At 71.2% G+C, this 24722-nt stretch carries 20 protein-coding genes; 15 read left to right on the forward strand and 5 right to left on the reverse strand.

All coding sequences use genetic code 11. The features are described from left to right. The first annotated feature begins 222 nt into the window (after positions 1-222). The 6 genes from ACWC21_RS26215 to ACWC21_RS26240 all read left to right on the forward strand — a co-directional run bounded on the left by ACWC21_RS26215 (position 223) and on the right by ACWC21_RS26240 (position 9470). The gene (locus tag ACWC21_RS26215; protein WP_450885274.1) at positions 223-2316 is read left to right on the forward strand and encodes a glycogen debranching N-terminal domain-containing protein; all 2094 of its coding nucleotides are present in this window, start codon (positions 223-225) and stop codon (positions 2314-2316) included. Between the two features lie 47 nt (positions 2317-2363). Beyond that, on the forward strand, positions 2364-3122 hold the full coding sequence (locus ACWC21_RS26220) for an NUDIX hydrolase (RefSeq protein ID WP_450885275.1): 759 nt from the start codon (positions 2364-2366) through the stop codon (positions 3120-3122). Between the two features lie 71 nt (positions 3123-3193). Further along, a complete protein-coding gene (locus ACWC21_RS26225) occupies positions 3194-5473 on the forward strand; it encodes an ATP-binding cassette domain-containing protein (protein ID WP_450885276.1) in 2280 nt (759 codons plus the stop codon). A gap of 162 nt (positions 5474-5635) precedes the next feature. Continuing rightward, positions 5636-6523 carry a FadR/GntR family transcriptional regulator gene (locus ACWC21_RS26230; protein ID WP_450885277.1) on the forward strand — a complete coding sequence of 296 codons (888 nt, stop codon included), beginning with the start codon at positions 5636-5638 and terminating at the stop codon, positions 6521-6523. Positions 6524-6920: 397 nt separating this feature from the next. Continuing rightward, entirely contained in the window at positions 6921-8468 is a 1548-nt protein-coding gene (locus ACWC21_RS26235; RefSeq protein ID WP_450885278.1) for an RNA polymerase sigma factor, read from the forward strand. A gap of 135 nt (positions 8469-8603) precedes the next feature. Further along, positions 8604-9470 carry a S1 family peptidase gene (locus ACWC21_RS26240; RefSeq protein WP_450885279.1) on the forward strand — a complete coding sequence of 289 codons (867 nt, stop codon included), beginning with the start codon at positions 8604-8606 and terminating at the stop codon, positions 9468-9470. Positions 9471-9617: 147 nt separating this feature from the next. On the opposite strand, the gene ACWC21_RS26245 is transcribed toward ACWC21_RS26240, so the two are convergent. Then, the gene (locus ACWC21_RS26245) at positions 9618-9848 is read right to left on the reverse strand and encodes a DUF7455 domain-containing protein (protein WP_164587710.1); all 231 of its coding nucleotides are present in this window, start codon (positions 9846-9848) and stop codon (positions 9618-9620) included. Between the two features lie 453 nt (positions 9849-10301). Here ACWC21_RS26245 and ACWC21_RS26250 point away from each other — a divergent pair, with 453 nt between their 5' ends. From ACWC21_RS26250 to ACWC21_RS26275, 6 genes are all read left to right on the forward strand, one after another. Then, positions 10302-12425 carry a DNA gyrase/topoisomerase IV subunit B gene (locus ACWC21_RS26250; RefSeq protein WP_450885280.1) on the forward strand — a complete coding sequence of 708 codons (2124 nt, stop codon included), beginning with the start codon at positions 10302-10304 and terminating at the stop codon, positions 12423-12425. Positions 12426-12935: 510 nt separating this feature from the next. Then, positions 12936-13460 carry a DUF1453 domain-containing protein gene (locus ACWC21_RS26255; RefSeq protein WP_450885281.1) on the forward strand — a complete coding sequence of 175 codons (525 nt, stop codon included), beginning with the start codon at positions 12936-12938 and terminating at the stop codon, positions 13458-13460. Further along, complete coding sequence (locus ACWC21_RS26260; protein WP_450885282.1) at positions 13457-14608, forward strand: sensor histidine kinase; 1152 nt, start codon at positions 13457-13459, stop codon at positions 14606-14608. The genes ACWC21_RS26255 and ACWC21_RS26260 overlap by 4 nt, the downstream gene beginning before the upstream one ends. After that, a complete protein-coding gene (locus ACWC21_RS26265) occupies positions 14605-15285 on the forward strand; it encodes a response regulator transcription factor (RefSeq protein WP_450885283.1) in 681 nt (226 codons plus the stop codon). The genes ACWC21_RS26260 and ACWC21_RS26265 overlap by 4 nt, the downstream gene beginning before the upstream one ends. 69 nt (positions 15286-15354) lie before the next feature. Beyond that, on the forward strand, positions 15355-15906 hold the full coding sequence (locus ACWC21_RS26270) for a DUF485 domain-containing protein (protein WP_450885284.1): 552 nt from the start codon (positions 15355-15357) through the stop codon (positions 15904-15906). After that, a complete protein-coding gene (locus ACWC21_RS26275; RefSeq protein ID WP_450885285.1) occupies positions 15903-17495 on the forward strand; it encodes a solute symporter family protein in 1593 nt (530 codons plus the stop codon). Before ACWC21_RS26270 ends, ACWC21_RS26275 begins: the two co-directional genes overlap by 4 nt. A gap of 56 nt (positions 17496-17551) precedes the next feature. Here the strand turns inward: ACWC21_RS26275 and ACWC21_RS26280 are convergent, their stop codons facing one another. After that, positions 17552-18244: a response regulator gene (locus ACWC21_RS26280; protein ID WP_450885286.1), complete on the reverse strand. Its 693-nt coding sequence runs from the start codon at positions 18242-18244 to the stop codon at positions 17552-17554. A gap of 160 nt (positions 18245-18404) precedes the next feature. Between ACWC21_RS26280 and ACWC21_RS26285 the strand changes: the two genes are divergently transcribed. The 3 genes from ACWC21_RS26285 to ACWC21_RS26295 all read left to right on the forward strand — a co-directional run bounded on the left by ACWC21_RS26285 (position 18405) and on the right by ACWC21_RS26295 (position 21244). Continuing rightward, the gene (locus tag ACWC21_RS26285; protein ID WP_389148717.1) at positions 18405-19220 is read left to right on the forward strand and encodes an ABC transporter ATP-binding protein; all 816 of its coding nucleotides are present in this window, start codon (positions 18405-18407) and stop codon (positions 19218-19220) included. Further along, positions 19210-20073, forward strand: coding sequence for an ABC transporter permease (locus ACWC21_RS26290; protein WP_450885287.1), 864 nt, complete (start codon positions 19210-19212; stop codon positions 20071-20073). The genes ACWC21_RS26285 and ACWC21_RS26290 overlap by 11 nt, the downstream gene beginning before the upstream one ends. A 112-nt stretch (positions 20074-20185) precedes the next feature. Beyond that, positions 20186-21244, forward strand: a complete 1059-nt coding sequence (locus ACWC21_RS26295) for an ABC transporter substrate-binding protein (RefSeq protein WP_450885288.1) — start codon at positions 20186-20188, stop codon at positions 21242-21244. Between the two features lie 26 nt (positions 21245-21270). Here the strand turns inward: ACWC21_RS26295 and ACWC21_RS26300 are convergent, their stop codons facing one another. The 3 genes from ACWC21_RS26300 to ACWC21_RS26310 all read right to left on the reverse strand — a co-directional run bounded on the left by ACWC21_RS26300 (position 21271) and on the right by ACWC21_RS26310 (position 24687). Beyond that, a complete protein-coding gene (locus ACWC21_RS26300; RefSeq protein WP_450885289.1) occupies positions 21271-21951 on the reverse strand; it encodes a DUF7342 family protein in 681 nt (226 codons plus the stop codon). Next, the gene (locus ACWC21_RS26305) at positions 21948-23630 is read right to left on the reverse strand and encodes an ATP-binding protein (RefSeq protein ID WP_450885290.1); all 1683 of its coding nucleotides are present in this window, start codon (positions 23628-23630) and stop codon (positions 21948-21950) included. The genes ACWC21_RS26300 and ACWC21_RS26305 overlap by 4 nt, the downstream gene beginning before the upstream one ends. A 115-nt stretch (positions 23631-23745) precedes the next feature. After that, the gene (locus tag ACWC21_RS26310; protein ID WP_450885291.1) at positions 23746-24687 is read right to left on the reverse strand and encodes a sucrase ferredoxin; all 942 of its coding nucleotides are present in this window, start codon (positions 24685-24687) and stop codon (positions 23746-23748) included. Positions 24688-24722: the final 35 nt, after the last annotated feature.

The following is a 24722-nucleotide window of genomic DNA, read 5'->3' on the forward strand; positions in this document are numbered from 1 at the left end:
CACCGGCGCGGTGATCCGGACCGGGCCCGTGCCGGCCCTGCGGCCACACCGTCGTTCGGGCGGCCCACCGAAGGGGAGCGTGACCAGGAGGAGTCCCGTTCCGTTCACCTGAGTGGCGGAACGCCAGGACGGGCCGTGCCGCCGGTCCCTCGTCCCTCCCGAGCCCTCCTCCACCCGGCGCCGGACACGTCCCCGGCGCACAGAGCGCAGAAGAAGCCCGCCATGCATCAGCCGACCCAGCACGTCCCGGGGGACGGGCGCATCTCCCCGGGCCGACCCGTGCCGTCCCCGCAGGAGGCCGGAGCCGGCCCCGCCCGGCCCCGCCGCAAAGCCACCGCACGCGCACAACTCCCGGCAGCGCGCCTTCCGGACGGCCTGCCGCCCACCCACGACGTACTGATCTGCCTCGCCCTGCCCGGCCTCGCCATCTCCACGGAGCAGGGACAGCTGACCGGGCGGGGCCTCGAGGGGTTCTACCGGGCGGGCCGGCGCCTGCTCTCCCGCTGCCAGGTCAGGGTGGCCGGACGCGAACCGCTGCCGGTGCAGGCCAGGATGACCGGAGCCGACCGGGTCCGGTTCGTGGGCACAGTGCGCGCCTCCCCTGCAGCGGGACCCGATCCGGACATCGTCGTGGAGCGCATCCGCGCCGCCGGCGGCACCGAACGGATCACTCTGCACAGCTCCGCCCCGCGCCCGCTGCGCCTGCCGCTCGAGGTGGTCCTGGCCACGGACCTCGCGGACCTCGGTGCCATCGCCTCCGGGAACACGGGCGGCGAACTGCGCGCCGACGTCCACGACTGCGGCCTGCGCTGGACCGGCCGCACCGGTGGCTCATCGGTCACGGCCCATCCACCGCCCGCCGACGCACTGGCCTCCGCCGGACTCCTGCGCTGGGAGCTGGAACTCGCACCGGGCGGTACGGCCACAGTGGAGCTGCGGGTGAGAGCGGAAGGAGCAGGGCCGGTCAGAGCCGTGGGACGCGCCGCGACGAGCCCCCTGGCCCGCGCCCGTGCGACGAGTGACGACCGAAGAGTCCCGGCACTGCTGCGCACGAGCATCGAGGACCTCGAGGCCCTGCTGCTGCGCGATCCCGCGCACCCGGCGGACACCTGCCTGGCGGCAGGAGCGCCCTGGCGCTGCGGCCCGGCCCCGGTCGAGGCACTCGCCGCCGCGCGGATGACGCTGCCGCTCGGCACCCGGCTCGCCGCGAGCACCCTGCGCATCCTCGCCCGCACCCAGCTCACGGGGCCGGGGCCACGGGCCGGCCTCGTCCCCGGACCACGCCGGGACGCGGGCACCCACCTACCGCCCGGCTGCACTGCCACCGAGGCCACGCTGCTGTTCCCGGTCCTGTTGGCGGAGGCCCGCCGGTGGGGACTCCCGGAGCGGGAGACGGGCCGACTGCTTCCCGCGGCGGAGCGCTGCCTGACATGGCTGCGCACCACCGTGGGAGAAGGCCCATACCTTCGCGATCCGCAGCCGGGAGGGCCGATACGCTGCGAGACACAGGCCCACGCGCACCGCGCCGCGCTGCTCGGCGCGGATCTCCTCGACGGCTGCGGCAGACCGGGCGGCGAGGGGCTGCGGCAGTGGGCGCAGGAACTTCGGACCGCCTTCCGGCGCGACTTCTGGGTCGAGGGCCGGGGAGGCGGCCGCCCGGTCGCGGCCCTCGGCCCGGACGGCCGCCCCCTCCCGCACCTCGGCGCCGCGAGCGTCCACCTCCTGGACACGGGTCTGCTGGGCGCCGGAGAACTCGCGCCGGGTCTCCTGGACAAGGCGCAGACGGAGGAACTCGCCCGGTCGCTCGGAGGCCCGGCCATGGACTCGGGCTGGGGTCTGCGCGGGCTCGGCGCCAAGGAGGCGGGACACAATCCGTTCGGCCACCGGACCGGAGCCGTCCGCGTCCATGAGACGGCTCTCGCCGTCGCCGGGCTGACCGCCGCGGGTCATGAGAAGGAGGCCGGCGGACTGCTGCGCGGGCTGCTCGCCGCGGCCGAGCACTTCGGCCACCGGCTGCCCGAGATGTACGCCGGAGAACAGCGCGCCGAGGGAAGCGCCCCCGTACCGCACCCGGCCGCCTGCCGCCCGTCCGCCACGGCGGCGGCCTCCACCGTGCTGGTCCTCGCCGCGCTCACGGGTGTCCGCCCCGACGTGCCGGCCCGTACGGTCACCCTGCGCCCCGCGCGCAGCACGCCCCTGGGCGAGATCGGCCTGACCGGACTGCGGGTCGCGGGCGAGCCCTTCTCCATAAGGGTCAGCAGACTCGGCCTGGCCGTGGTCGAGGAGGCGGCGGACGGCCTGCAGCTGGGATCCTGACCGCTCAGGGGCGTGTTTATCGTCAGGAAGACGACTATGATCGCGGCATGCCCTACGACCCGTCAGCGTTCCCGCCCTTCGCCGTCACCGTGGACCTGGTCGTGCTGACCGTGCGCCGCGATGCCCTGTGTGCGCTGGCGGTACGCAGGGGTGAGCCGCCGTTCCAGGGGCGCTGGGCGCTGCCCGGCGGCTTCGTACGGGCCGACGAGGACCTGGCACAGGCGGCGGCGCGGGAACTGGCCGAGGAGACCGGGCTGCGCGCCCACGACCCGCACGCCCCCGCCCAGGACCAGGGCGCCCACCTGGAACAGCTGGCGACCTACGGCGACCCCAAGCGGGATCCCCGCATGCGCGTGGTCAGCGTCGCGCACCTGGCGCTCGCCCCCGACCTGCCCCCGCCCCGGGCGGGCGGCGACGCCAGCAACGCGCGGTGGGCGTCCGTCGAGGAACTGCTGCAGCAGGGCGGATACGGCCGCGACGGCGAGTCTGTGGCACCGCTGGCCTTCGATCACGCCCAGATCCTGGCCGACGGAGTGGAACGGGCACGCTCGAAGATCGAGTACTCGTCGCTGGCCACCGCTTTCTGTACGCCGGAGTTCACCGTCGGGGAGCTGCGTCGGGTCTACGAGGCCGTCTGGGGCGTCGCGCTCGACCCCCGTAACTTCCACCGCAAGGTCACCGGCACCCCTGGGTTCCTCGTTCCCACCGGGGGTACGACCACCCGCCAGGGGGGCCGTCCCGCCCAGCTCTTCCGGGCCGGCGGCGCCACCCTGCTCAACCCTCCGATGCTGCGACCCGAGGTCTGAGGCTCCGGCGGCGGGCGACTGCGCCGAAGTGGTACCCGAAAATCTGGACATATCGCGCTATCTTGCTGCGGGTGATCCAGGCCTTCGGACTGACCAGCAACGCCCGCAAGGGAAGCCCGCCTGTCGTCGACGACGTCTCGTTCGAGGCTCGGCCGGGTTGTGTCACCGCGCTTCTGGGCGCTCCGGGCGCGGGCAAGACGACAACGCTCAGACTCATGCTGGAACTTGAACACGGGCGTGGGATCACCTACTTCAAAGGGCGGCCCCTGCATCACGTCCCCCACCCCTCGCGCGAGGTCGGCGTGCTCCTGGGCGACGTGCCGGGACACCCGGCACGCACGGTCCGCGGCCATCTGCGCATGCTCTGCGCGGCGGCGGGAGTGTCCGTCCGGCGCGCCGACGAGGTGCTCGAGGCCGTCGGTCTCGTCAGTCTGCGTGAGGAACGCCTGGGCACCCTGTCGGGCGGCATGGATCGTCGGCTCGGCCTGGCGTGCGCCCTGCTGCCCGACCCGCACACGCTCGTGCTGGACGATCCCGCCGGAGGGCTCTCCGCCGGGGAAGGCCGCTGGCTGCACGGCATGCTGCGCGCCCACGCGGCACAGGGCGGCACCGTCCTGTTCAGCACGGCCGATCCCAAGGAAGCCGCTCGCGAAGCCGACCGGGTCGTCACCCTGGAGCAGGGCCGGCTCCTCGCGGACCAGGAGGCAGCGGAGTTCGGTCGCACCCGGCTGCGTCCTCGCGTCGCCGTCCGCAGCCCGCACGCCGCACGGCTGACCGCCGTCCTCACGAAGGAGGCCCGTACGACCCGGCGTTCCGTCGAGGTCGTGCCCGAGGGTGGCAACCGCCTCTCCGTGTACGGCAGTACGACCGCCGAGGTCGGCGAGATCGCCTTCTGTCACGGGATCCTCGTCCACCAACTCGCGGATGAAACGGGCGACATGGGGCCCGGCGCAGGTTCCCTCGTGCCGGACGGGCATGAGTTCGCCGTCGAACGGCCGGCACCGGAGGGCGGATCCGGCGATACGGACGAGCCTTCGCCGACGGGTCGGCGGCAGAACGCCGACGGGCAACCCGTGGTCGGTCAGCCGCGCAAGAGCGAGGGACCCGGAGCGGGCGACGCGCCCGACCCGGCGCGCGCGGGGGCCGCCCACGAGGCGCCCGCCGCGGATCGCGCGCAGGCCGCTCGGGAACTGCCGGCAGTCGACCGGCCCCCGACCGTCGGCGCGTTGCGGAAGCGAGGCCGGCCGCCGACGGACGGAGCCTCGTCCGCCGCCGACACGGCACCGTCGTCCGCCGCCGACACGGCACCGTCGATCCCCGCCCCGTCCGCTGAGGCGATCAGCACGACCGCAACCGCAGCGCGCTCCCCGCAGGCCTCCGACGCACCCGCCGTCCAGGCACGGGCGGGCGCCCCCGACGCGGCACCGCCCGCCCGCGCGTCCCTCACCGCAGCGGGCGGCCCGCACGAACGGCGTGAGCCGACCGGTGCCCGGCCCGCCACCGGGGGCGCGGGGAACCCCGCCGCCGGTGCCGTGCCCGACACCCTGTCCGTCCTCCCGCCGCCCATCGTCGTGTGTCCCGCCCCCAGCCCGCTCCGCCCGCTGCGCTACGAACTCCGCCGCGCCGCAGGCATCGGCACGGGTTTCCTCACGTGCGGAGCCGTGCTCATGGTCTCCGCCCTCATCGCCGTGCTGCTCGCCCGGCTCGGTCACACCCCGCAGGCCCGGCTGTTCGCGGCGTGGCCGGCGGAACTTCCCCTGCCTCCCGCAGCGCTCGGCTCGGCGCTGCTCGGCGCGCTGGCCTTCGGCGACGAGTTCCGTCATCCCGCCCTGGCCGCCGACCGCGGCACCGTGCCCCGCCGGCTGGGACTGCTCACCGCCAAACTCCTCGTATCCGGTGTCACGGCGGCGATGCTGGCCTTCCTCACCGCGGGCTGCGACGCCGAGGCCCTCTACGTCGTCTACGGACGGGAGCTCGCCCGGGTTCCGGCCGACTGGCTCGCCCTCGGCGCCGGTTGGTTCGGGCTCGTGGTGGGGTGTGCCTGGGCCGGCGTGCTGGCCGCGGGGGTTTTCCGGTCCACCTCGGCCGGGCTCGCCGCGGTCGTGGCGGTACCGGTCGTCGTCGTGCCCGTCGTGCAGAAGGCGCTCGAGGGGCCGGCTGTGCGCATGGCGGCGGACTTTCCGCTGCGTATGCACCGGGTCTTCCTGCTGCAGTGGCCCTTCGGAGGCGAGCGCTACCTGGCCGCGGCCGCCCGGCTCGTCGCCCAACCCGTGGGCGGTGCGCTGACGTTGTCGCTGACCGCCCTGCTCTGCGCGTATCTGCTCATGACCTTCAGGGGCAGGCTTCGATGACTACTGTCCGTGCGCTTCCGGGCCCGTCATGCGCACAACTCCCCACAGAAAGCCCATTTCTTTCCGATAAGGCGTCAATTGCGACGGGGTGAGCGATCACCCTTTCGTGTGCTTTTCACCAAAGACCTCAAGGGAGTTGGAGACGACGCCGACAAAGGATCCGTGAGTACCCTTGCGCACACCATGATGACCGCCGCCCGCTCCACCGACTCCGGTCTGTCCGGCCCGGGCGAACTCGACCGCTACCCCTACGCCGAGGCGCCCGCCCCCGACCGCGTCGGAGCGCCCGTCTGGGACGGCGCGGACCCCGAACTGGGTCGTGTGGGCCGACGGGCCGCGGGCAGCCGCGGCCGGGGCCTGCACGGCCAGCTCGTGCAACAGCTGGGTCAGATGATCGTCTCGGGCGACCTGGGGGCGGACCGCCCGCTGGTGCCGGAGGAGATCGGCCAGCGCTTCGAGGTCTCCCGCACCGTCGTCCGTGAGTCCCTCCGCGTGCTGGAGGCCAAGGGACTGGTCAGCGCCCGCCCGAACGTCGGCACACGGGTGCGTCCCGTCAGTGACTGGAACCTCCTCGACCCGGACATCATCGAGTGGCGCGCCTTCGGGCCGCAGCGGGACGACCAGCGGCGCGAGCTGAGCGAGCTGCGCTGGACGATCGAACCGCTGGCGGCGCGCCTCGCCGCCGGTCACGGTCGCGAGGACGTCCAGCAGCGCCTCTCCGACATGGTCCAGATCATGAGTCACGCCATGGCGCAGGGCGACGCGCTCACCTTTTCGCGGGCCGACGCGGAGTTCCACTCGCTGCTCATCCAGATCGCGGGCAACCGCATGCTGGAGCACCTCTCCGGAATCGTGTCGGCGGCCCTTCAGGTCTCCGGCGGTCCGGTCACCGGCTGTGAGCGGCCCAACGACGCCTCTCTGGCCCAGCACGCCCGGATCGTCGACGCGCTCGGGGCCGGGGACGGCACGGCGGCCGAGGCGGCCATGCGCCAACTGCTCACCGTCCATCCCGAGGTCGAGCGTGTGGTGCCCGCCCCGCGCGAGCACTGACCCGCACCTCGGGCGGTGGGGTCGGGATGTGCCGCGTTCACGTGGTGTCGCCGGGCCCGGTAACCGTCTGCCGCCGGGCTCGCCGGGTCCTCAGGGACCTCGGCGTGTCCGGCCGGTTTGGTGGCGTGATCATCCAAGGCGTTATCTGTCCATGTATGACCATTTTTAACTGCTTACGGGGTGTGACTCGGGCCACGCAGATTGGGCGTAACGCTTGCGGGAACAACGCGATGACCTAAGAGGTGACAGCCGCGGAGGGAATACGGACGCCATTCAAGGCGCTGTGCATCTTCCCGGCCCCCGCCCGCGCCGTCGGCCCATCCCCAAGCCGGCGGTCGGCTCCTGTCCGTCGTGGACGGGGCCGGAAGCCGTTTTCCAACGTTCCGAGAGGTTGTTCGTGTCGGCCAGCACATCCCGTACGCTCCCGCCGGAGATCGCCGAGTCCGTCTCTGTCATGGCGCTCATTGAGCGGGGAAAGGCTGAGGGGCAGATCGCCGGCGACGATGTGCGTCGGGCCTTCGAAGCTGACCAGATCCCGGCCACTCAGTGGAAGAACGTACTGCGCAGCCTCAACCAGATCCTCGAGGAAGAGGGTGTGACGCTGATGGTCAGTGCCGCGGAACCGAAGCGGACCCGGAAGAGCGTCGCAGCGAAGAGTCCGGCCAAGCGCACCGCCACCAAGACGGTCGCGGCGAAGACGGTGACCACGAGGAAGGCCACCGCCACCACGGCCGCTCCGGCCGTGCCCGCCGACGCCGCCGTCGCCGATCCCGCCGAGGAAGCCGCACCCGCCAGGAAGGTCGCAGCCAAGAAGGCGACGACTGCCAAGAAGGCGGCCGCGAAGAAGACCGTCGCGGCCAAGAAGACGGCGGCCAAGAAGACGACCGCCAAGAAGGACGACGCCGAGCTCCTCGAGGAAGAGGTGCTCGAGGACACCAAGGTCGCCGATGAGCCCGAGGGCGCCGAGAACGCGGGCTTCGTGCTGTCCGACGAGGACGAGGACGACGCTCCCGCGCAGCAGGTCGCCGCTGCGGGCGCCACCGCCGACCCGGTCAAGGACTACCTCAAGCAGATCGGCAAGGTCCCCCTGCTCAACGCCGAGCAGGAGGTCGAGCTGGCCAAGCGCATCGAGGCGGGCCTCTTCGCGGAGGACAAGCTCGCCAACGCCGACAAGCTGGCGCCGAAGCTCAAGCGCGAGCTCGAGATCATCGCCGAGGACGGCCGACGCGCCAAGAACCACCTCCTGGAGGCCAACCTCCGTCTGGTGGTCTCCCTGGCCAAGCGCTACACGGGCCGCGGCATGCTCTTCCTGGACCTCATCCAGGAGGGCAACCTCGGTCTGATCCGTGCCGTCGAGAAGTTCGACTACACCAAGGGCTACAAGTTCTCCACGTACGCCACCTGGTGGATCCGTCAGGCGATCACCCGCGCCATGGCCGACCAGGCTCGCACCATCCGTATCCCGGTGCACATGGTCGAGGTCATCAACAAGCTCGCCCGCGTGCAGCGCCAGATGCTCCAGGACCTGGGCCGCGAGCCCACTCCGGAGGAGCTGGCGAAGGAACTCGACATGACCCCGGAGAAGGTCATCGAGGTCCAGAAGTACGGCCGCGAACCCATCTCGCTGCACACCCCGCTGGGTGAGGACGGCGACAGCGAGTTCGGTGACCTCATCGAGGACTCCGAGGCCGTCGTCCCCGCCGACGCGGTCAGCTTCACACTCCTGCAGGAGCAGCTGCACTCCGTGCTCGACACCCTGTCCGAGCGCGAGGCCGGCGTCGTCTCCATGCGCTTCGGTCTCACCGACGGTCAGCCGAAGACCCTCGACGAGATCGGCAAGGTGTACGGCGTGACGCGTGAGCGCATCCGCCAGATCGAGTCCAAGACCATGTCGAAGCTGCGTCACCCGTCGCGTTCGCAGGTGCTGCGCGACTACCTCGACTAGGCCGCACGGCGATCGGATCCCGGTAGCAGCACGAAGGCCCGGCCCCCCCGCGGGGGGCCGGGCCTTCGTGCTGCGCGCCGTGGCGCTCTGGATGACTCTGGGTTTCTCGATCGGAACCTGGAGTGAGGAGCATCCATGCCTCGACCCTGTGCCCGGGCGTTGGTCCGGCCACTGTTCCTGGCGGCCCTGTCGGCCGTCATACCGTTGGCCGGAGCGGCACCCACGGCCGCCGACAGCGTTGTCGTGGGGGGTTTTCCCGTCGACGTGTCCGAGAGTCCGTGGACGGTGGCGCTGTCCAGCCGTGACCGGTTCGGGGGTATGCGAGCAGGGCAGTTCTGCGGCGGTGCCGTGGTCGGCAGGACCACGGTGCTGACCGCGGCCCACTGTCTGACCGGGGACGTCCTGGGGGCGCCGCCCGACAAGATGCGGGACCTCAAAGTCATCGCCGGTCGAACAGACCTGCTGGCCGGCGACGGCGAGGAGATCGCCGTTCGCGGGGTGTGGGTCAATCCCGGCTACGACGAGATCAGCAACGCCGGCGACTTCGCAGTGGTCAGCCTCGCCGAGCCCCTGCCGCGGAGCTCGGTCGTGGCGATGGCGGCCGCCGGCGACCCGGCGTACGAGCCGCGGGCCAAGGCCCTGGTCTCCGGGTGGGGTGACACGACCGGCGCCGGTGACTACACCCGGCACCTGCACGCCGCACGGGTGCGCGTGCTGCCCGACGCCCAGTGCGCCAAGGCCTATCCCGGCGGGCTGGACGGCACGTACCGGCCCGACTCCATGCTGTGCGCCGGCGAGGCCGAGGGCGGCCCCGACGCCTGTCAGGGCGACAGCGGAGGCCCTCTGGTGGCCCAGGGGCGGTTGATCGGACTGGTGTCGTGGGGGAACGGCTGCGGACGGCCGGGCAGTCCGGGCGTCTACACGCGGGTGTCCGACGTCGTGCGGACGCTGGAGTCGGCGAGCAAGGCGGGCGGCCTGCGGGCGCCCCACAAGGGCGCCTGAGGGGCTCTACGGGCCCGCGGGGCCGCGGGGCTGCGACGGCGATCCCGGCCGACGGGTGCACCAAAGCGGGCGGCCGCTCCTGTCAGTCAGGAGCGGCCGCCCGTTCACCGGCCTGTGCCGGGGCTGGCTCGTCGTCTGTGCGAGATGTCAGCGCTCTTCTTCGGACGCGCTCGCGGGAGCGGACGTCAGCCGCTCCGTCTCGTCCTGTATCTCAGCGGCGATCTTCTTGAGTTCCGGCTCGAACTTGCGGCCGTGGTGGGCGCAGAAGAGCAGTTCTCCGCCGCTGAGCAGCACGACGCGCAGGTATGCCTGGGCGCCGCAGCGGTCGCAGCGATCGGCGGCCGTCAGCGGGCTCGCGGGGGTCAGAACAGTAGTCACGTCGCCTCTTCTCTAGCTCGACGAGCTGTCGTACCAGGGTCAACATCCAACCAGCCCGAAAACGTTCCCGCTCGTGGCTCTTCCTCGAAAAAATCTTTCCCGGGGCGGCTGTCTGCTGCCGGTTGGCGGCGAATGTGCCGTATTGCGTGTCTTGGATGCTTACGGGTTCGCGCTGTCAGTGTTCGGTCTTGGGGTTTTCGTCCTCCCGGCTGGCTTGCCGGTTGTTCATGAGGACGTGCCCGGAGCCTAAATGGTTCATGCCTCGAAGGGAACGTGATGTGTACTTCACTCCAACGAGGGATCGAACAGTTATGCGAGCCTGGACTAGGCTGAGTTCCCGACGAGGGTGGCGGTACAACGGCTCTACCAGGCCTCGGTACCCTCGGAGCGGCGACCGAAGCCAGCCCCTTACCCAGACGGGGCCCAACTGAAATTCAGCGAGGAGCGAACCGCGTGACCGCCGAGACGTCCGTGCCGTCCACAGCACTGCTCGCAGGAGCAGACCGGGACGGCTCCAACTACACCGCGCGGCACTTGCTCGTCCTTGAGGGCCTCGAAGCCGTGCGCAAGCGCCCTGGTATGTACATCGGCTCGACCGACAGTCGCGGCCTGATGCACTGCCTGTGGGAGATCATCGACAACTCCGTCGACGAGGCCCTCGGTGGGTACTGCGACCACATCGACGTGACCCTGCACGACGACGGATCGGTGGAGGTCCGGGACAACGGCCGCGGCATCCCCGTGGACGTCGAGCCCAAGACCGGCCTCTCGGGCGTCGAGGTGGTCATGACCAAACTGCACGCCGGCGGCAAGTTCGGCGGGGGATCGTACGCGGCCTCCGGCGGTCTGCACGGCGTCGGTGCCTCCGTGGTGAACGCGCTGTCCAGCCGTCTGGACGTGGAGGTCGACCGCGGCGGTCACACCCACGCCATCAGCTTCCGGCGCGGCGTGCCGGGGGACTTCGCGGGCAACGGCCCAGAGGCCAAGTTCGAGGCCAAGAGCGGCCTGCGCAAGACCAAGAAGATCGCCAGGACCCGCACCGGCACGCGCGTGCGGTACTGGGCCGACCGGCAGATCTTCCTCAAGGACGCGAAGCTCGCCCTGGAGACGCTGCACCAGCGCGCCCGCCAGACCGCGTTCCTGGTGCCCGGTCTGACGATCGTGGTCCGCGACGAGTACGGCCTGGGCGAGGGCGGAAGCAAGGGCGAGGAGTCCTTCCGCTTCGACGGTGGCATCAGCGAGTTCTGCGAGTACCTGGCCGCCGACAAGCCGGTCTGCGACGTCCTCCGGCTCACCGGTCAGGGCACCTTCAAGGAGACCGTCCCGGTCCTCGACGACCACGGCCAGATGACCCCCACCGAGGTCACCCGTGAGCTCGGCGTCGACGTCGCGCTCCGCTGGGGAACCGGCTACGACACGACGCTCAGGTCGTTCGTCAACATCATCGCCACCCCCAAGGGCGGCACTCACGTCGCCGGCTTCGAGCAGGCCGTCACCAAGACGATGAACGAGGTGCTGCGCGCCAAGAAACTGCTGCGCGTCGCCGAGGACGACATCGTCAAGGACGACGCCCTCGAGGGCCTCACCGCGGTCGTCACCGTGCGCCTGGCCGAGCCGCAGTTCGAGGGGCAGACCAAGGAGGTGCTCGGCACTTCGGCGGCCCGCCGCATCGTGCTCAACGTGGTCAGCAGAGAGCTCAAGGCGTTCCTGACCTCCACCAAGCGCGACGCCGCGGCGCAGGCCCGGGTGGTCCTGGAGAAGGCGGTCGCGGCCGCCCGCACGCGCATCGCGGCCCGCCAGCACAAGGACGCCCAGCGCCGGAAGACGGCCCTGGAGTCCTCTTCGCTGCCCGCCAAGCTCGCCGACTGCCGCAGCGACGACGTGGACCGCAGTGAACTGTTCATCGTCGAGGGCGACTCCGCGCTCGGTACGGCGAAGCTCGCCCGGAACTCCGAGTTCCAGGCGCTGCTGCCGATCCGGGGCAAGATCCTCAACGTTCAGAAGTCGTCCGTGACCGACATGCTGAAGAACGCCGAGTGCGGCGCGATCATCCAGGTCATAGGGGCGGGGTCGGGCCGGACGTTCGACATCGACGCGGCTCGCTACGGCAAGATCATCATGATGACCGATGCCGACGTGGACGGGTCCCACATCCGCTGTCTGCTGCTGACGCTCTTCCAGCGCTACATGCGGCCGATGGTCGAGGCCGGCCGGGTGTTCGCCGCCGTGCCGCCGCTGCACCGCATCGAACTCGTCCAGCCGAAGAAGGGCCAGGACAAGTACGTGTACACGTACTCGGACCGCGAGCTGCGCGACACGCTCATGGACCTCCAGAGCAAGGGCGTCCGGTACAAGGACTCCATCCAGCGCTACAAGGGCCTGGGCGAGATGGACGCCGACCAGCTCGCCGAGACGACGATGGACCCCCGTCACCGCACCCTGCGCCGGATCAACCTCTCGGACCTCGAGGCCGCCGAGCAGGTCTTCGATCTCCTGATGGGCAACGAGGTCGCGCCCCGCAAGGAGTTCATCTCCAGCTCGGCGGCGACGCTGGACCGGTCGCGGATCGACACGTAGGCGCCGCGCTCGGCTTCGGCCGGGCAGGGCATTCCGGACGGGGTGAACGGGGTGCCGCACGGATCGCTCGGACGTCACGTGCCGGGCCCAGCCGGGCACGTGACGTCCGCTGAGCCGGTGCGGTGCGGTGCGGTGCGGGTGCGACGCGTCGTGGCGCAGTGCGGTGTGGCGTGGTCGCGGCGTGGCATGGTCTGGCACGCCACGCCGCGACCACTGCGGCGCCGACGCCCGGCGGCGGTGCTCCCGCCCTCGGCCGCCGACGGTGCCCGTGGCTCACCGGACCGGGGACCCAGGCCGGCGCGGGAGCGTTCTGTCGCTGCCGCCGGTCCGGCGACTGCCCCGGGCAGTTGGGTGCGTCGGTGCTTCTCCACCCCCGGGTGGAGGTGACGGGCTAGGGCGGATCCACCCACGATCCACCCTGGCTCCGATCTGCTGACCTGCGGATTTCCGTAGCTTCGAAGGCGTCGGCAGTGCTCGCTGCCGGCTCTCCTTCCGCTCACGGAGGCTGTGATGTCCTGGCTCGTCAACGCATTGGTGATCGTGGCCGTTGCCGTGCTGGTGATCGTGCGCCAGTTCCGTGCCCAGGCGATCGACAGCGACCGGCGGTGGTGGGTCATGCCCGTCGTCCTCGCGGCAGTGGCACTGCGCGAGCCCGGGATGGTCGACGTCCACCACCGCGCGGCATCCGTGCTGCTGCTCGCCGTCGAGTTGCTCATAGGCCTGGCCACCGGTGCCGGCTGGGCTTGGACCAGTCGCGTGTGGCGGGAGCCGGACGGGGCCGTGTGGAGCAGGAGCAGCAAGGCGAGCGTGGCCGTCTGGATCCTCGGCGTCTCCCTGCGGGCGGGGCTCTTCGGGCTCGGGGCGCTGCTGGGCGTCCACCAGGACAGCTCGGCTCTGCTTCTTGCCCTCGCGGGCACCCTGCTGGTGCGCTTCGCCGTCCTGGTCCGGCGCGCTCGCTCCCTCCCGTCGGTGACCGGCCGGGGCACGGCGTACGGTGACGTCACGTCGCGGCCCGCGTGGAAGGAGCGCGTGTGACGGACAACGCCTGGACACGCTGGCCTTCCCGCGAGGCGCTCGGCCGGGAAGGCGTCTCAGGACCACGACGCATGCTCGCCTGGGCCGTACGGCTGTTCGTCCTCGCCCTGTTGCTGTGGGGGGCCTTCGACGACCGTCATGTGCACGGGTGGGCGACGGTCGCTCCGGTGGTCGGCCTCACCCTGGCCGGAGCACTCTCCTGGGCCTTCTTCCGCACCACCTACCAGCACCGTCTGCTGACATCGATGGTGGTCGTCACGCTGCTGCTGGGGCTGGCGACCGTGGCTGAGGCGACCGGGTACCGCGAGTCCGCCCTCGTCATATGGTGCGGCTGCGCTGTCAGCGCGCTGGAGCGGATGCCGCTCGGAGCGGCCCTTCCCGTCGCCGCTCTGTCCCTCACCGCCTTCTCCGCCGTCAACAACGACGTCTGGCTGACCACCGCGGCCACGGTCACGGGCATGACCCTCGCCGGATACGTCCTCCGGCTCGACGCCGAGGCCCGGGGCAACGCCCAGCGGCTGCTCGCCCAGGAGCGGGCCGCCCGGTCCGCGGAGGCGGAGTCCGCGGCCCTGGCGGAGCGGGCCAGGATCGCGCGGGAGATCCACGACGTCCTGGCCCACAGTCTCTCCGCCCAACTCGTGCATCTTGAGGCCGCCCGGCTGCTGATCGAGCGGGGAGCGGACCGGGAGCAGATCCTCGAGCGGGTGGTGGCGGCGCGGGGAATGGCCCGTGACGGTCTGGCCGAGACCCGGCAGGCACTGTCCGCACTGCGCGGCGAGCTGACCCCGCTGGAGGACTTCCTGGCCGAGCTCGTCAGCGCGGCGGCCGGCGCCGAGGTCACCGTCACGGGTGATCGCAGACCGCTGCCCGCGGAGGCTTCCCAGGCTGTGCGCAGGGTCGCGCAGGAGGCGCTGACGAACGTGCGCAAGCACGCCCACGGCGCCAAGGTCCGGGTCCGGCTGGAGTACGGCGAGCACGAAGTGACCCTGGACGTCAGGGACTCGGGCGGAACGCCGGGAGAACTGACCGGCTCGGGCCAGGGATACGGTCTGCTGGGTATGCGTGAGCGTGCCGAACTGCTGGGCGGTTCGCTCGCTGCGGGGCCGGACGAGGAGGGGTTCGTGGTGACGCTGAAGGTACCTGTATGACGGAGGGGGCCGAGAAGGTGCCGGCGCGGGTGATCGTCGCGGACGACCAGACCGTGGTCCGTGAGGGCATCGTGATGCTGCTCGGGCTGCTGCCGGGCATCGAGGTCGTCGGGGCAGCCGGAGACGGGGAGGAGGCTGTGCGCCTGGTCGCTGAGCTGGCGCCCGACATCGTTCTGATGGACCTGCGCATGCCCCGCTGCGACGGCGTGGAGGCGACCCGGCGGATTCGGGCGGAGCACCCCGGGACCCAGGTGGTGGTGCTCACCACCTTCGCCGACGACGAGTCGCTCTTCCCGGCGCTGAGAGCGGGAGCACGCGGTTACCTCACCAAGGACGCGGGCGGCGACGAGATCGTCCGGGCCGTGGAGAGTGTGCTGTCGGGGCACGCGGGGCTCTCGCCGCGAGTCCAACGGCGGCTGCTGGAAAGGCTGGCACAGCCAGAGCCGCCCTCGGCGCCCGAGGAGGCACCGGACGGACTGACCGCTCGGGAGACCGAGGTGCTGGTGCTGATCGCCGAGGGGCTCACCAACCAGGAGATCGCCCGCAGACTGCACGTGTCGACCGCGACAGTGAAGACACACATCAACAACCTGTTCGCCAAGGCGGGGCTCAAGGACCGTGCGCAGGCCGTGCGTTACGCGTACGCGAAGGGACTGGCGCGGCCACCAGCGGGTTGAGTCACCTGATGGGGTGAAGAGCCCGGCGAAGAAGAGTCAGGGATCAGCCTGATCTGTCCATCCTTGGGCATGCAGCCAAACAACGGTCGTTATCGCCCAGACATGGGCGGTCCGGACAGGGCGGCCGAGAACCACGACGGTCACGGCACGGGCCCCCGCCACGCGGGGTACGAGGACCCCTGGTACGACGCACTCGCCTCGGGGTGGGGGGAACTGGACGGTACGGGCGTGCCCGCTCCGGCCACCGTGCCGGGCGCACGCGCCGAGCAACAGGGGCCCGAAGTGTGCGCCCGCGAGGTGTATCTGGAGGTGCAACGGAGTGCGGCTTTCCAGGAGGTGCGCAGCCGGTACCGGAGGTTCGTGCTGCCCGGGGTCGTGCTCTTCCTCAGTTGGTACGTGGGGTATGTCGTGACGGCGACGGTCGCGCCCGGTCTGATGGCCAGGCCCGTCGTGGGCGCGGTGAACGTGGCGATGCTCGCCGGCCTCGGGCAGTTCCTCACGACCTTCCTGTTCACCTGGGCCTACTCCCGGCACGCGCGCCTGCGCAGGGACCGGGCGGCGCTGGACCTGCGCTGGGACACCCAGGAACTGACGCGTGGCAGCAGGGGCGGTGCGCTGTGACGGATCGGCATCAGACGCTGGCCTTGGGGCTGTTCAGCGCGTTCGTGGTCGTCACCCTGGCGATCACCACGTGGGTGGGGCGCCACCGGCGGGGCTCGGCGGAGGAGTTCTATGCGGGCGGGCGACTTTTCTCACCCATGGAGAATGGTTTTGCCATCGCGGGTGACTATCTGTCGGCCGCCTCGTTCCTGGGCGTGGCCGGGCTGATCGCGCTGTTCGGCTACGACGGTCTGCTGTACGGGGTCGGCTTCCTGGTCGCCTGGCTGGTCGTGCTGTTCCTGGTCGCGGAACTGGTGCGGAACTGCGGACGGTTCACCCTGGCCGACGTGATCGCCGCCAGGATGAGCGAGCGGCCGGTCCGGATCGCCGCGGGAACTTCCTCGGTCACCGTGTCCGTTCTGTACCTGGTGGCGCAGATGGTGGGTGCGGGCAGCCTGGTCGCCCTGCTGCTCGGCCGGACCAGTGCGGCGGCGCAGGCCTGGACCGTCGTCGGCGTGGGTGCGCTCATGGTGATCTATGTGTCGCTGGGAGGGATGCGGGCCACCACCTGGATTCAGATCGTGAAGGCGGTCCTCCTGCTCAGCGGTGCCGTCGCACTGACCGTGCTCGTCCTGGTGCGTTTCCACGGTGACATCGACCGGTTGCTGGTCGCGGCCGCCGAGCGCAGCGGCCACGGGCGGGCCTTCCTGGCACCGGGCCTCAAGTACGGCGGGGACTGGACCGCGCGCCTGGACTTCATCAGCCTCGGCCTCGCACTGGTCCTGGGCACGGCGGGCCTGCCGCACATCCTGGCGCGCTTCTACACCGTGCCGACCGCGCGGGCCGCGCGCCGTTCGACGGTCTGGGCGATCGGGCTGATCGGCGGCTTCTACCTGATGACGATCGTGCTCGGGTTCGGCGCGGCCGCGATCGTCGGGCCGGCGGAACTCCGCAGCTCCAACGCGGCGGGGAACACTGCCGTACCGCTGCTCGCCCTCGACCTGGGCGGAGGCCCGGACTCCACGGGGGGAGCGGTCCTCTTCGCGGTCGTGGCGGCCGTCGCCTTCGCCACGATCCTCGCTGTGGTCGCCGGGATCACCCTCGCCTCGTCGGCGTCCGTGGCGCACGACCTGTACGCGACCCTGCGGCGGGGCCGCGGCGCACCCCGCAGCGAGGTCGCCGTGGCGCGGGTCGCGGCGGTCGGCATCGGCGTGGTCGCGATCGCGCTCGGTCTGCTGGCCCGAGACCTCAACGTCGCCTTTCTGGTGGGCCTCGCCTTCGCCGTGGCCGCGTCGGCGAACCTGCCGGTGCTGGTGTACTCGCTGTTCTGGCGGGGCTTCACCACACGCGGCGCGGTGTGGGCCGTGTACGGCGGACTGGTGCCGGCGCTGGTGCTGGTCGCGCTGTCCCCGGTGCTGTCGGGCAGTCCGGGCTCGCTGTTCCCGGACGTCGACTTCCAGTACTTCCCGCTGCAGAACCCGGGCATCGTCTCCATCCCGCTGGGCTTCCTGGCCGGCTGGCTGGGCACGGTCACCTCCGACGAGGTCCCGGACGAGGCCAAGTACGCGGAGACCGAGGTGCGGTCGTTGACCGGGGCGGGAGCCGTGTAGGGCGGAGCCGCGCGACAGGAGAGGCAGGACCGGAGCACAGTACGGACGGTGAGCCGCTACGGCGCCACCCACGCGTACCGGTGCTCCGGCCGGCCGGTGTCGCCGTACCGCAGGGAGAGGCGAAGCCGGCCCGCCTGTTCCAGGTGGCGCAGATAGCGCTGGGCGGTGGAGCGGCTCAGACCGGTCTCGGTGGCGACCTCGTGCGCGGAGAGCGGGTGCTCGGCACGGTGCAGTACGCCACAGATGAGGTCCGTCGTGGGCTCGGAATGGCCACTGGGCAGTCCCGGGGACGTCGGCGCGGGCGTGGTCCGCAGCGCGCCGAAGATCCGGTCCACCTGGTCCTGGCCGGCCAGACCGTGACCACCGACCCGGTCCACCGTGCGGCGCAGCGCGGCGTAGGAGTCCAGACGGGTGCGCAGCGCGGCGAAGGTGAACGGTTTCACCAGGTAGTGCAGCGCGCCCAGGCGCATCGCCTTCTGCACCGTCGCCACGTCACCGGCCGCCGTGATCATGATGACGTCGGTGCCGTGTCCCTGCTCCCGCATGCGGTGCACCAGGTCGAGCCCTGTCTGATCCGGCAGATAGTGGTCGAGCAGCACCAAGTCGATGGCTCCCCGTTCCACGGCGGCCAGCGCCTGGGCGGCGGAGTGCGCGCGGGCGGCCACCCGGAAGCCGGGAACCTTTCCCACGTACTTGGCGTTGATCTCGGCGACACGGAAGTCGTCGTCCACGACCAGGACGTCAATCATCAAGGCCTCTCCTTCAAGGCCGGCGAGCGTTAAGCCCGTGTTTCGTGCTCCGCAGTTGTAACGCGAGCAAAATGAGCACAACAGGCTCTTGCGAGCAAAAGAATGGCTTGCGCTCAGAAGACTGATGCTGTGGCCCGGACCACACCTACCGTCCCGGGCCATGAGCGCAGACACCAGCCCCGCCATCGAGCTGCGGGGTGCGAGCAAGACCTTCAGGACCCCGTCGGGGGGTCTGCACACGGCCGTCCGTGACCTGGACCTCACCGTCGGGCGCGGTGAGTTCGTGGCCGTCGTCGGCCCCACCGGCTGCGGAAAGTCCACCACGCTGACCCTGGTCAGTGGCCTCGAGGAGCCCACCGAGGGTGATGTGCTGGTCGCCGGTGAGCCGGTGAAGGGCGTCGGCGACAAGGTCGGCTTCGTCTTCCAGCAGGACGCCACCTTCCCCTGGCGGACGGTGCTGTCCAACGTCATGGCCGGCCCGCGCTTCCGTGGCGTTCCGAAGGCGGAGGCCAAGCAGAAGGCTCGCGAGTGGCTGGCCCGGGTCGGCCTCGCCGCCTTCGAGGACCGCTACCCCCACCAGCTGTCGGGCGGTCAGCGCAAGCGCGTCGCCCTCGCCGCGACCTTCGTCAACGACCCCGAGATCCTGCTGATGGACGAGCCGTTCTCGGCACTCGACGTGCAGACCCGGGCGCTGATGTCGGACGAGCTGCTGGAGCTGTGGGAGGGCACGGGCGCCTCCGTCGTCTTCGTCACCCACGACCTGGAGGAGTCCATCGCGCTGGCCGACAAGGTGGTCGTGATGACCGCCGGGCCCGCGACCGTCAAGCAGGTCTTCGAGATCGACCTGCCGCGGCCGCGCAAGGTCGAGCAGGTACGCCTGGAGCCGCGCTTCATCGAGATCTACCGCGAGATCTGGGAGTCGCTCGGCGAAGAGGTCCGCATCACCCGCGAGAGGGGTGCCGCCAATGTCGCCTGAGGTTCTCAGCACGCCGGTCGTCGACACCGCGAAGGTGCCGGGCCGTGCGCAGTCGCGCGCCGCAGCCGCGCGCAGACGCAAGGTGATCGTCTACGCCGCACGGGTGCTCCTCCTGGTGGCCGTGCTCGGTCTGTGGGAAGCGCTGTCCCGGGCCAAGGTCGTCGACCCGTTCAACTTCTCGATGCCCTCGCAGATCTGGGACCAGATCACCACCTGGGTGATGCACGGAACGGCACAGGGCTCGCTGGGCGAGCAGATCTGGGCCACGCTGCAGGAGGCGCTGCTCGGCTGGGTCATCGGTGTGGTCACCGGTGTGGTCTTCGGTATCGCCCTGGGACGGATCGCCTTCCTCGCCGATGTTCTCGGCCCGTACGTCAAGGTGCTCAACTCCATCCCCAGGATCGTGCTGGCCCCGATCTTCGTGATCTGGTTCGGCCTCGGCCCGGCGTCCAAGGTCGCGTCGGCCGTGGTGCTGGTGTTCTTCCCGGTGTTCTTCAACGCCTTCCAGGGGGCCCGCGAGGTCGACCGCAACCTGGTCGCCAACGCCCGGATCCTCGGTGCCAGTGATCGCCGGGTGACCCTTCAGGTGGTCATCCCGTCGGCGACCTCCTGGATCTTCACCAGCCTCCATGTCAGCTTCGGTTTCGCCCTCATCGGCGCCATCGTCGGCGAGTTCATCGGCGCCACCAAGGGCATCGGAATGCTCGTAGCCCAGTCCCAGGGCACCTTCAACGCCGCCGGTGTGTATGCCGCGATGGTCATCCTCGCGGCCGTCGCTCTCGTCGCCGAGGGCGCGCTCACCTTCGCCGAGCGCCGCATCTTCCGGTGGAAGCCGGCGAACTCCGGCCACTGAGCCCGGCCCGCTCAGGCCACTGAGCCCGGCCCGGCCGACACCGCCCCGAGCCGAGCGCTCCAAGACACCCCCCTTCCCTCCGCACCGCCCCCTCACAAGGACGTGAACCGCCATGCGCAAGACCGCCAGATACGCCTCGCTCGCCGTCTCCGGCCTGCTCGCCCTGTCCTCGCTCACCGCCTGCGCCAACGACGCGGCGAGCAGCAGCTCGTCCGCCGGCAGCAAGGGCGACGGCAAGGGCACGAAGGTCAAGATCATGGTCGGCGGCCTGGACAAGGTCATCTACCTGCCGGCGATGCTCACCCAGCGGCTCGGCTACTTCGACTCCGAGGGCCTCGACGTCGAGATGCTCAGCGAGCCCGCCGGTGTCCAGGCCGAGACCGCGCTCGTCTCCGGCCAGGTCCAGGGCGCGGTCGGCTTCTACGACCACACCCTCGACCTGCAGACGAAGGGCAAGAGCGTGGAGTCCGTCGTGCAGTTCTCGCACGCGCCGGGCGAGGTGGAGGTCGTCTCCACCAAGAAGGCGGGCGACATCACCTCGCCGAAGGACTTCAAGGGCAAGAAGCTCGGCATCACGGGCCTCGGCTCCTCGACCGACTTCCTCACCAAGTACCTCGCCGTCAAGAACGGCGTGAAGGTCAGTGAGTTCAGCCCGATCGCCGTCGGTGCCGGGCCGACCTTCATCTCGGCGCTGCAGCAGGGCTCGATCGACGCCGGTATGACGACCGATCCGACCGTCGCCACGATCCTGGACAAGAAGGCGGGCAAGGTCCTCCTCGACATGCGGACGCCCGAGGGCTCGCAGCAGGCGCTCGGCGGCCCGTACCCGTCGTCCAGTCTGTACATGCAGACGGACTGGGTGAACAGCCACAAGGACACCGTCCAGAAGCTGGCCAACGCGTTCGTCAAGACGCTCAAGTGGATGTCGGCCCACAGCGCGTCCGAGATCGCGGCCAAGATGCCCGCCGACTACTCCCAGGGCAACAAGACGCTGTATGCCGAGGCCATCAAGAGCACCCTCCCGATGTTCACCGACGACGGTGTGATGCCCAAGGACGGCCCCGCGACGGTCGAGAAGGTCCTCAAGGCGTTCAACCCCAACATCAAGAACGCCAAGGTGGACCTGAGCAAGACCTACACGACCGAGTTCGTCGACAAGGCCGCCAAGTAGGCGGGCTGACCGACCCTCCGACCCCGTCAGGCGCGGGTCGCCCACACGTAACGGTGTTCCGGGCGGCCCGCGTCGCCGTACTTCAGGGTCAGCCTGGCCCGGCCGGTGCGCTCCAGCAGCTTCAGATAACGCTGCGCGGTCTGCCGGCTCACCCCGGTCCGCTCGGCGATCTCCTGGGCGGACAGCGGGCCGGTGGCGTTCATCAGAGCCTGCCGCACCAGTTCCGCGGTGGTGGGGGAGTGGCCCTTGGGCAGTTCGGGCTCCGCCGGCGCGGACAGCGCGCCGAAGATGCGGTCCACCTCAGCCTGTTCGGCCTCTCCGCCGCCGTCGAGGGTGCGGCGCAGCCGTGCGTAGGCCTCGAGCTTCGCCCGGAGGCCGGGGAAGGCGAACGGCTTGACCAGGTACTGCAGGGCGCCCTGCCGCATCGCGGCCTGCACGGTCGCCACGTCCCGGGCGGCCGTCACCATGATCACATCGGTCTGGTGACCCCGCCGGCGCATCTCCTGCACCACCGCCAGCCCCGTCTCGTCGGGCAGGTAGTGGTCCATCAGGACCAGGTCGAGCCGCGGCAGCGTCTCCAGCCGGTGCAGCGCGTCGGCCGCGCTGTGCGCCTCCGCGGCCACATGGAAGCCCGGGACCTTCTCGACGTAGGCGGCGTTGACCCGGGCCACCCGTATGTCGTCGTCCACGACCAGGACCTCGATCATCGCGCCTCCTCCTCGTCGGCGGCCGGCCCGGACGCGGCCAGGGCCGGCTCCGGACCCGCCTCCAGATCCGGCTCGGTCAGTGCCTCCGGCAGTACGACCGTGAACTGGGCGCCGCCGCCGTCCGCCTCGCTCACCGTGGCGCTCCCGCCCTGCCGCTCGGCGAACCGGCGTACCAGGGAGAGCCCGAGGCCGCGCTTGCCGTGCGCCGGCGGCTTCTTGGTCGACCAGCCCTCGGTGAAGATCATCTCCCGCTGCTCCTCCGGAATCCCGGGCCCGGTGTCGCGCACCCCGAGGACGGCCGTACGCCCCTCGGCGCGCAACTCGACCTCCACGCGCGCGTGCGGAGTCCCCCCGACGGCGTCGAGCGCGTTGTCGACCAGGTTGCCCACGACCGTGACCAGTCCCCTCGGGTCGACCAGCCGGTCCGGCAGCCGGCTGCGGTCCGAGACCCACAGGGCCACCCCGCGCTCGGCCGCGACGGTCGCCTTGCCGACCAGCAGGGCGGCCAGCAGCGGATCCTTGATCTTCTCGGTGACCTGCTCCGCGGTGACCCGGTGGTCACCGACCACCTCGCCGACGAACTCCACCGCGTCGTCGTACATCTCCAGCTCCAGCAGGCCCAGCAGCGTGTGCATGCGGTTGGCGTGCTCGTGGTCCTGGGCGCGCAGCGCGTCGATCAGGCCGCGCGTGGAGTCGAGTTCGCGGCCGAGCTGCTCCAGCTCGGTGCGGTCGCGCAGGGTGGCCACCGCGCCGCCGTCATCGGTGGGCATGCGGTTGGCGACCAGTACCCGCTGGCCGCGCACGGTGAGCAGGTCGGTGCCGGTGACCCGGCCGGCCAGTACATCGGTCGTACGGCCCGCGCCCAGCGCCTCGTCCAGCGACCGGCCCACGGCTTCGTCACCGATGCCGAGCAGGCGCCGTGCCTCGTCGTTGAGCAGACGGATGCGGCCTGCGCGGTCGAGGGCGACGACGCCCTCGCGGATGCCGTGCAGCATCGCCTCGCGTTCGTCGAGCAGCGCGGATATGTCGGAGAAGGCCAGGTCCCGGGTCTGCCGTTGCACTCTGCGGGAGATCAGCCAGGCGGCCAGCGCGCCGACCGCGAGGGCACCGCCCGCGTAGGCGAACAGCCCCGGGATCGCGCCGATCAGACTGGCTCGCACGCTGCTGTACTCGATGCCGACCGAGACCGCGCCGACGATCCGGTGGTGGGTGTCGTACAGCGGCACCTTGCCGCGCGCGGAACGGCCCAGGGTGCCGCTGTCTATCTCCATGACCTCGTCGCCCGCCAGGGCCTTGCCGGGGTCGGTCGAGACGTGTCCGCCTATCCGCCTTGGGTCGGTGTGCGACCAGCGGAACCCGCGCCGGTCCATCACCACGATGTACTCGGCACCAGTGGCCCTGCGGATGCGCTCCGCCTCCTTCTGCACCGGGCCGTCGGCACTGGGCGGGGTGCTCAGGACTCCTTGGGCGATCTTCGGGTCCTGCGCCGTGGTCTCGGCGATGGCGAGCGCCCGGCGCATCGCCTCCTGATCGAGCTGCTTGCTCAGCGGTGCCAGGAACAGCCCGGTGGCAAGCACCGCGACCCCCGCGGCGATCGCCACCTGCATCAGCAGGACCTGCGAGAACACCCGCCGCGGCAGACCGAGGCGCCGGCGGCGTGCGGAGGGAGTGGGGCTCATACCCAAGACGGTACGTGGGCGGGCGGGTGCCGCCGAAGGGGTGTGGCGTGGATCTCTTGACCAGTTCTTGGGGAACGGTGAGGCCGTTTCCGGGGAACGGGTCCGCGCGGAGTGCTCAGCCCACCAGCCCCGCCGCCGTCAGTTCCCGCACCGCCACCACGTCCATCCGGGCCGGTGAGCCGAGCACGGCGGCACCGCAGCTCTCCGGACGGGGCGGCTGCGAGGCTCCCTGGGCCACGGTCACCCGCCAGTGGCGGCCGTCGGCGTGGGCGACGGTGACCTCCCAGCGCGGCGCGGCGCCGTCAGTCCGTACGACGCTCAGCGCCTCCGCCGCGTACTCGCCCGTCGCCGAGCGCACGGCCAGCTCGGCCGCTTGGCCGGGCCGGTCCCAGGCGGACCGCCCCCGGCACCCCTCGACCACCACACGGCCCTCCTGGACGCCGTGCAGCACTTCCTTGACGGCGTGGGTCTCGGCCCTGCCGTAGGCGTATCCGTACGGCAGCACGAGCACGGTCGGCGAGAAGCGATGGCCACCCAGATGAGTGACCTCCCACGTGCCCCGTAGGCCGGACGCGGCGAGTTCGGCCGCGAGGGGACGGCCGAGGAGGGCGCAGCAGCGGTCGCGTCTGCCGTTGGTGCAGACGAGGGCGAGCGGACCGTCCTCGTGCGGCCGACCGCCGAGCGCCGTGCCGAAGCTGCGGTGGTCACCGGCGCCCAGGGCGGCGAAGTCGAGACCGAGCAGCTGTCGCGGATCGCGGGTGGCGGCCTGGTGCAGCCACCCGTCTCCGGGGGCGGTGTGGGCCACGTACACCTGGCGCACGGCGGGTGTCCGGGGGTCGGCGTGCCGGCCGGGGCGGCGGATGAGCGCGATCCGGACGCCCGTGCCCTCGGCGGCGGCCTCCAGGGCGCGGCCCAGCGCGGGGTCCAGGTGGCTCGAAGTGAGCGCCTTGGCACCCCACGGCCCCGGCTGCTCGAGCAGCAGCCATGTCGTCGCCGTGGCCGCGGTACCGGACACGGGTTCCTCGAGGTTCCGGGAGACGGTCGCACACCTACTCACACAGGTGAGCCTAACCTGACTTCCCCGCAAGTGGC

The sequence above is a fragment of the Streptomyces sp. NPDC001348 genome, from assembly GCF_053597535.1.

Bases quoted from the DNA above. Each gene is read 5' to 3' on its own strand.
- ACWC21_RS26215 (WP_450885274.1), top strand. From the start codon at position 223: ATGCATCAGCCGACCCAGCACGTCCCGGGGGACGGGCGCATCTCCCCG.
- ACWC21_RS26220 (WP_450885275.1), top strand. From the start codon at position 2,364: ATGCCCTACGACCCGTCAGCGTTCCCGCCCTTCGCCGTCACCGTGGAC.
- ACWC21_RS26240 (WP_450885279.1), top strand. From the start codon at position 8,604: ATGCCTCGACCCTGTGCCCGGGCGTTGGTCCGGCCACTGTTCCTGGCG.
- ACWC21_RS26255 (WP_450885281.1), top strand. From the start codon at position 12,936: ATGTCCTGGCTCGTCAACGCATTGGTGATCGTGGCCGTTGCCGTGCTG.
- ACWC21_RS26265 (WP_450885283.1), top strand. From the start codon at position 14,605: ATGACGGAGGGGGCCGAGAAGGTGCCGGCGCGGGTGATCGTCGCGGAC.
- ACWC21_RS26270 (WP_450885284.1), top strand. From the start codon at position 15,355: ATGCAGCCAAACAACGGTCGTTATCGCCCAGACATGGGCGGTCCGGAC.
- ACWC21_RS26280 (WP_450885286.1), bottom strand. From the start codon at position 18,244: ATGATTGACGTCCTGGTCGTGGACGACGACTTCCGTGTCGCCGAGATC.
- ACWC21_RS26285 (WP_389148717.1), top strand. From the start codon at position 18,405: ATGAGCGCAGACACCAGCCCCGCCATCGAGCTGCGGGGTGCGAGCAAG.
- ACWC21_RS26290 (WP_450885287.1), top strand. From the start codon at position 19,210: ATGTCGCCTGAGGTTCTCAGCACGCCGGTCGTCGACACCGCGAAGGTG.
- ACWC21_RS26295 (WP_450885288.1), top strand. From the start codon at position 20,186: ATGCGCAAGACCGCCAGATACGCCTCGCTCGCCGTCTCCGGCCTGCTC.
- ACWC21_RS26300 (WP_450885289.1), bottom strand. From the start codon at position 21,951: ATGATCGAGGTCCTGGTCGTGGACGACGACATACGGGTGGCCCGGGTC.
- ACWC21_RS26305 (WP_450885290.1), bottom strand. From the start codon at position 23,630: ATGAGCCCCACTCCCTCCGCACGCCGCCGGCGCCTCGGTCTGCCGCGG.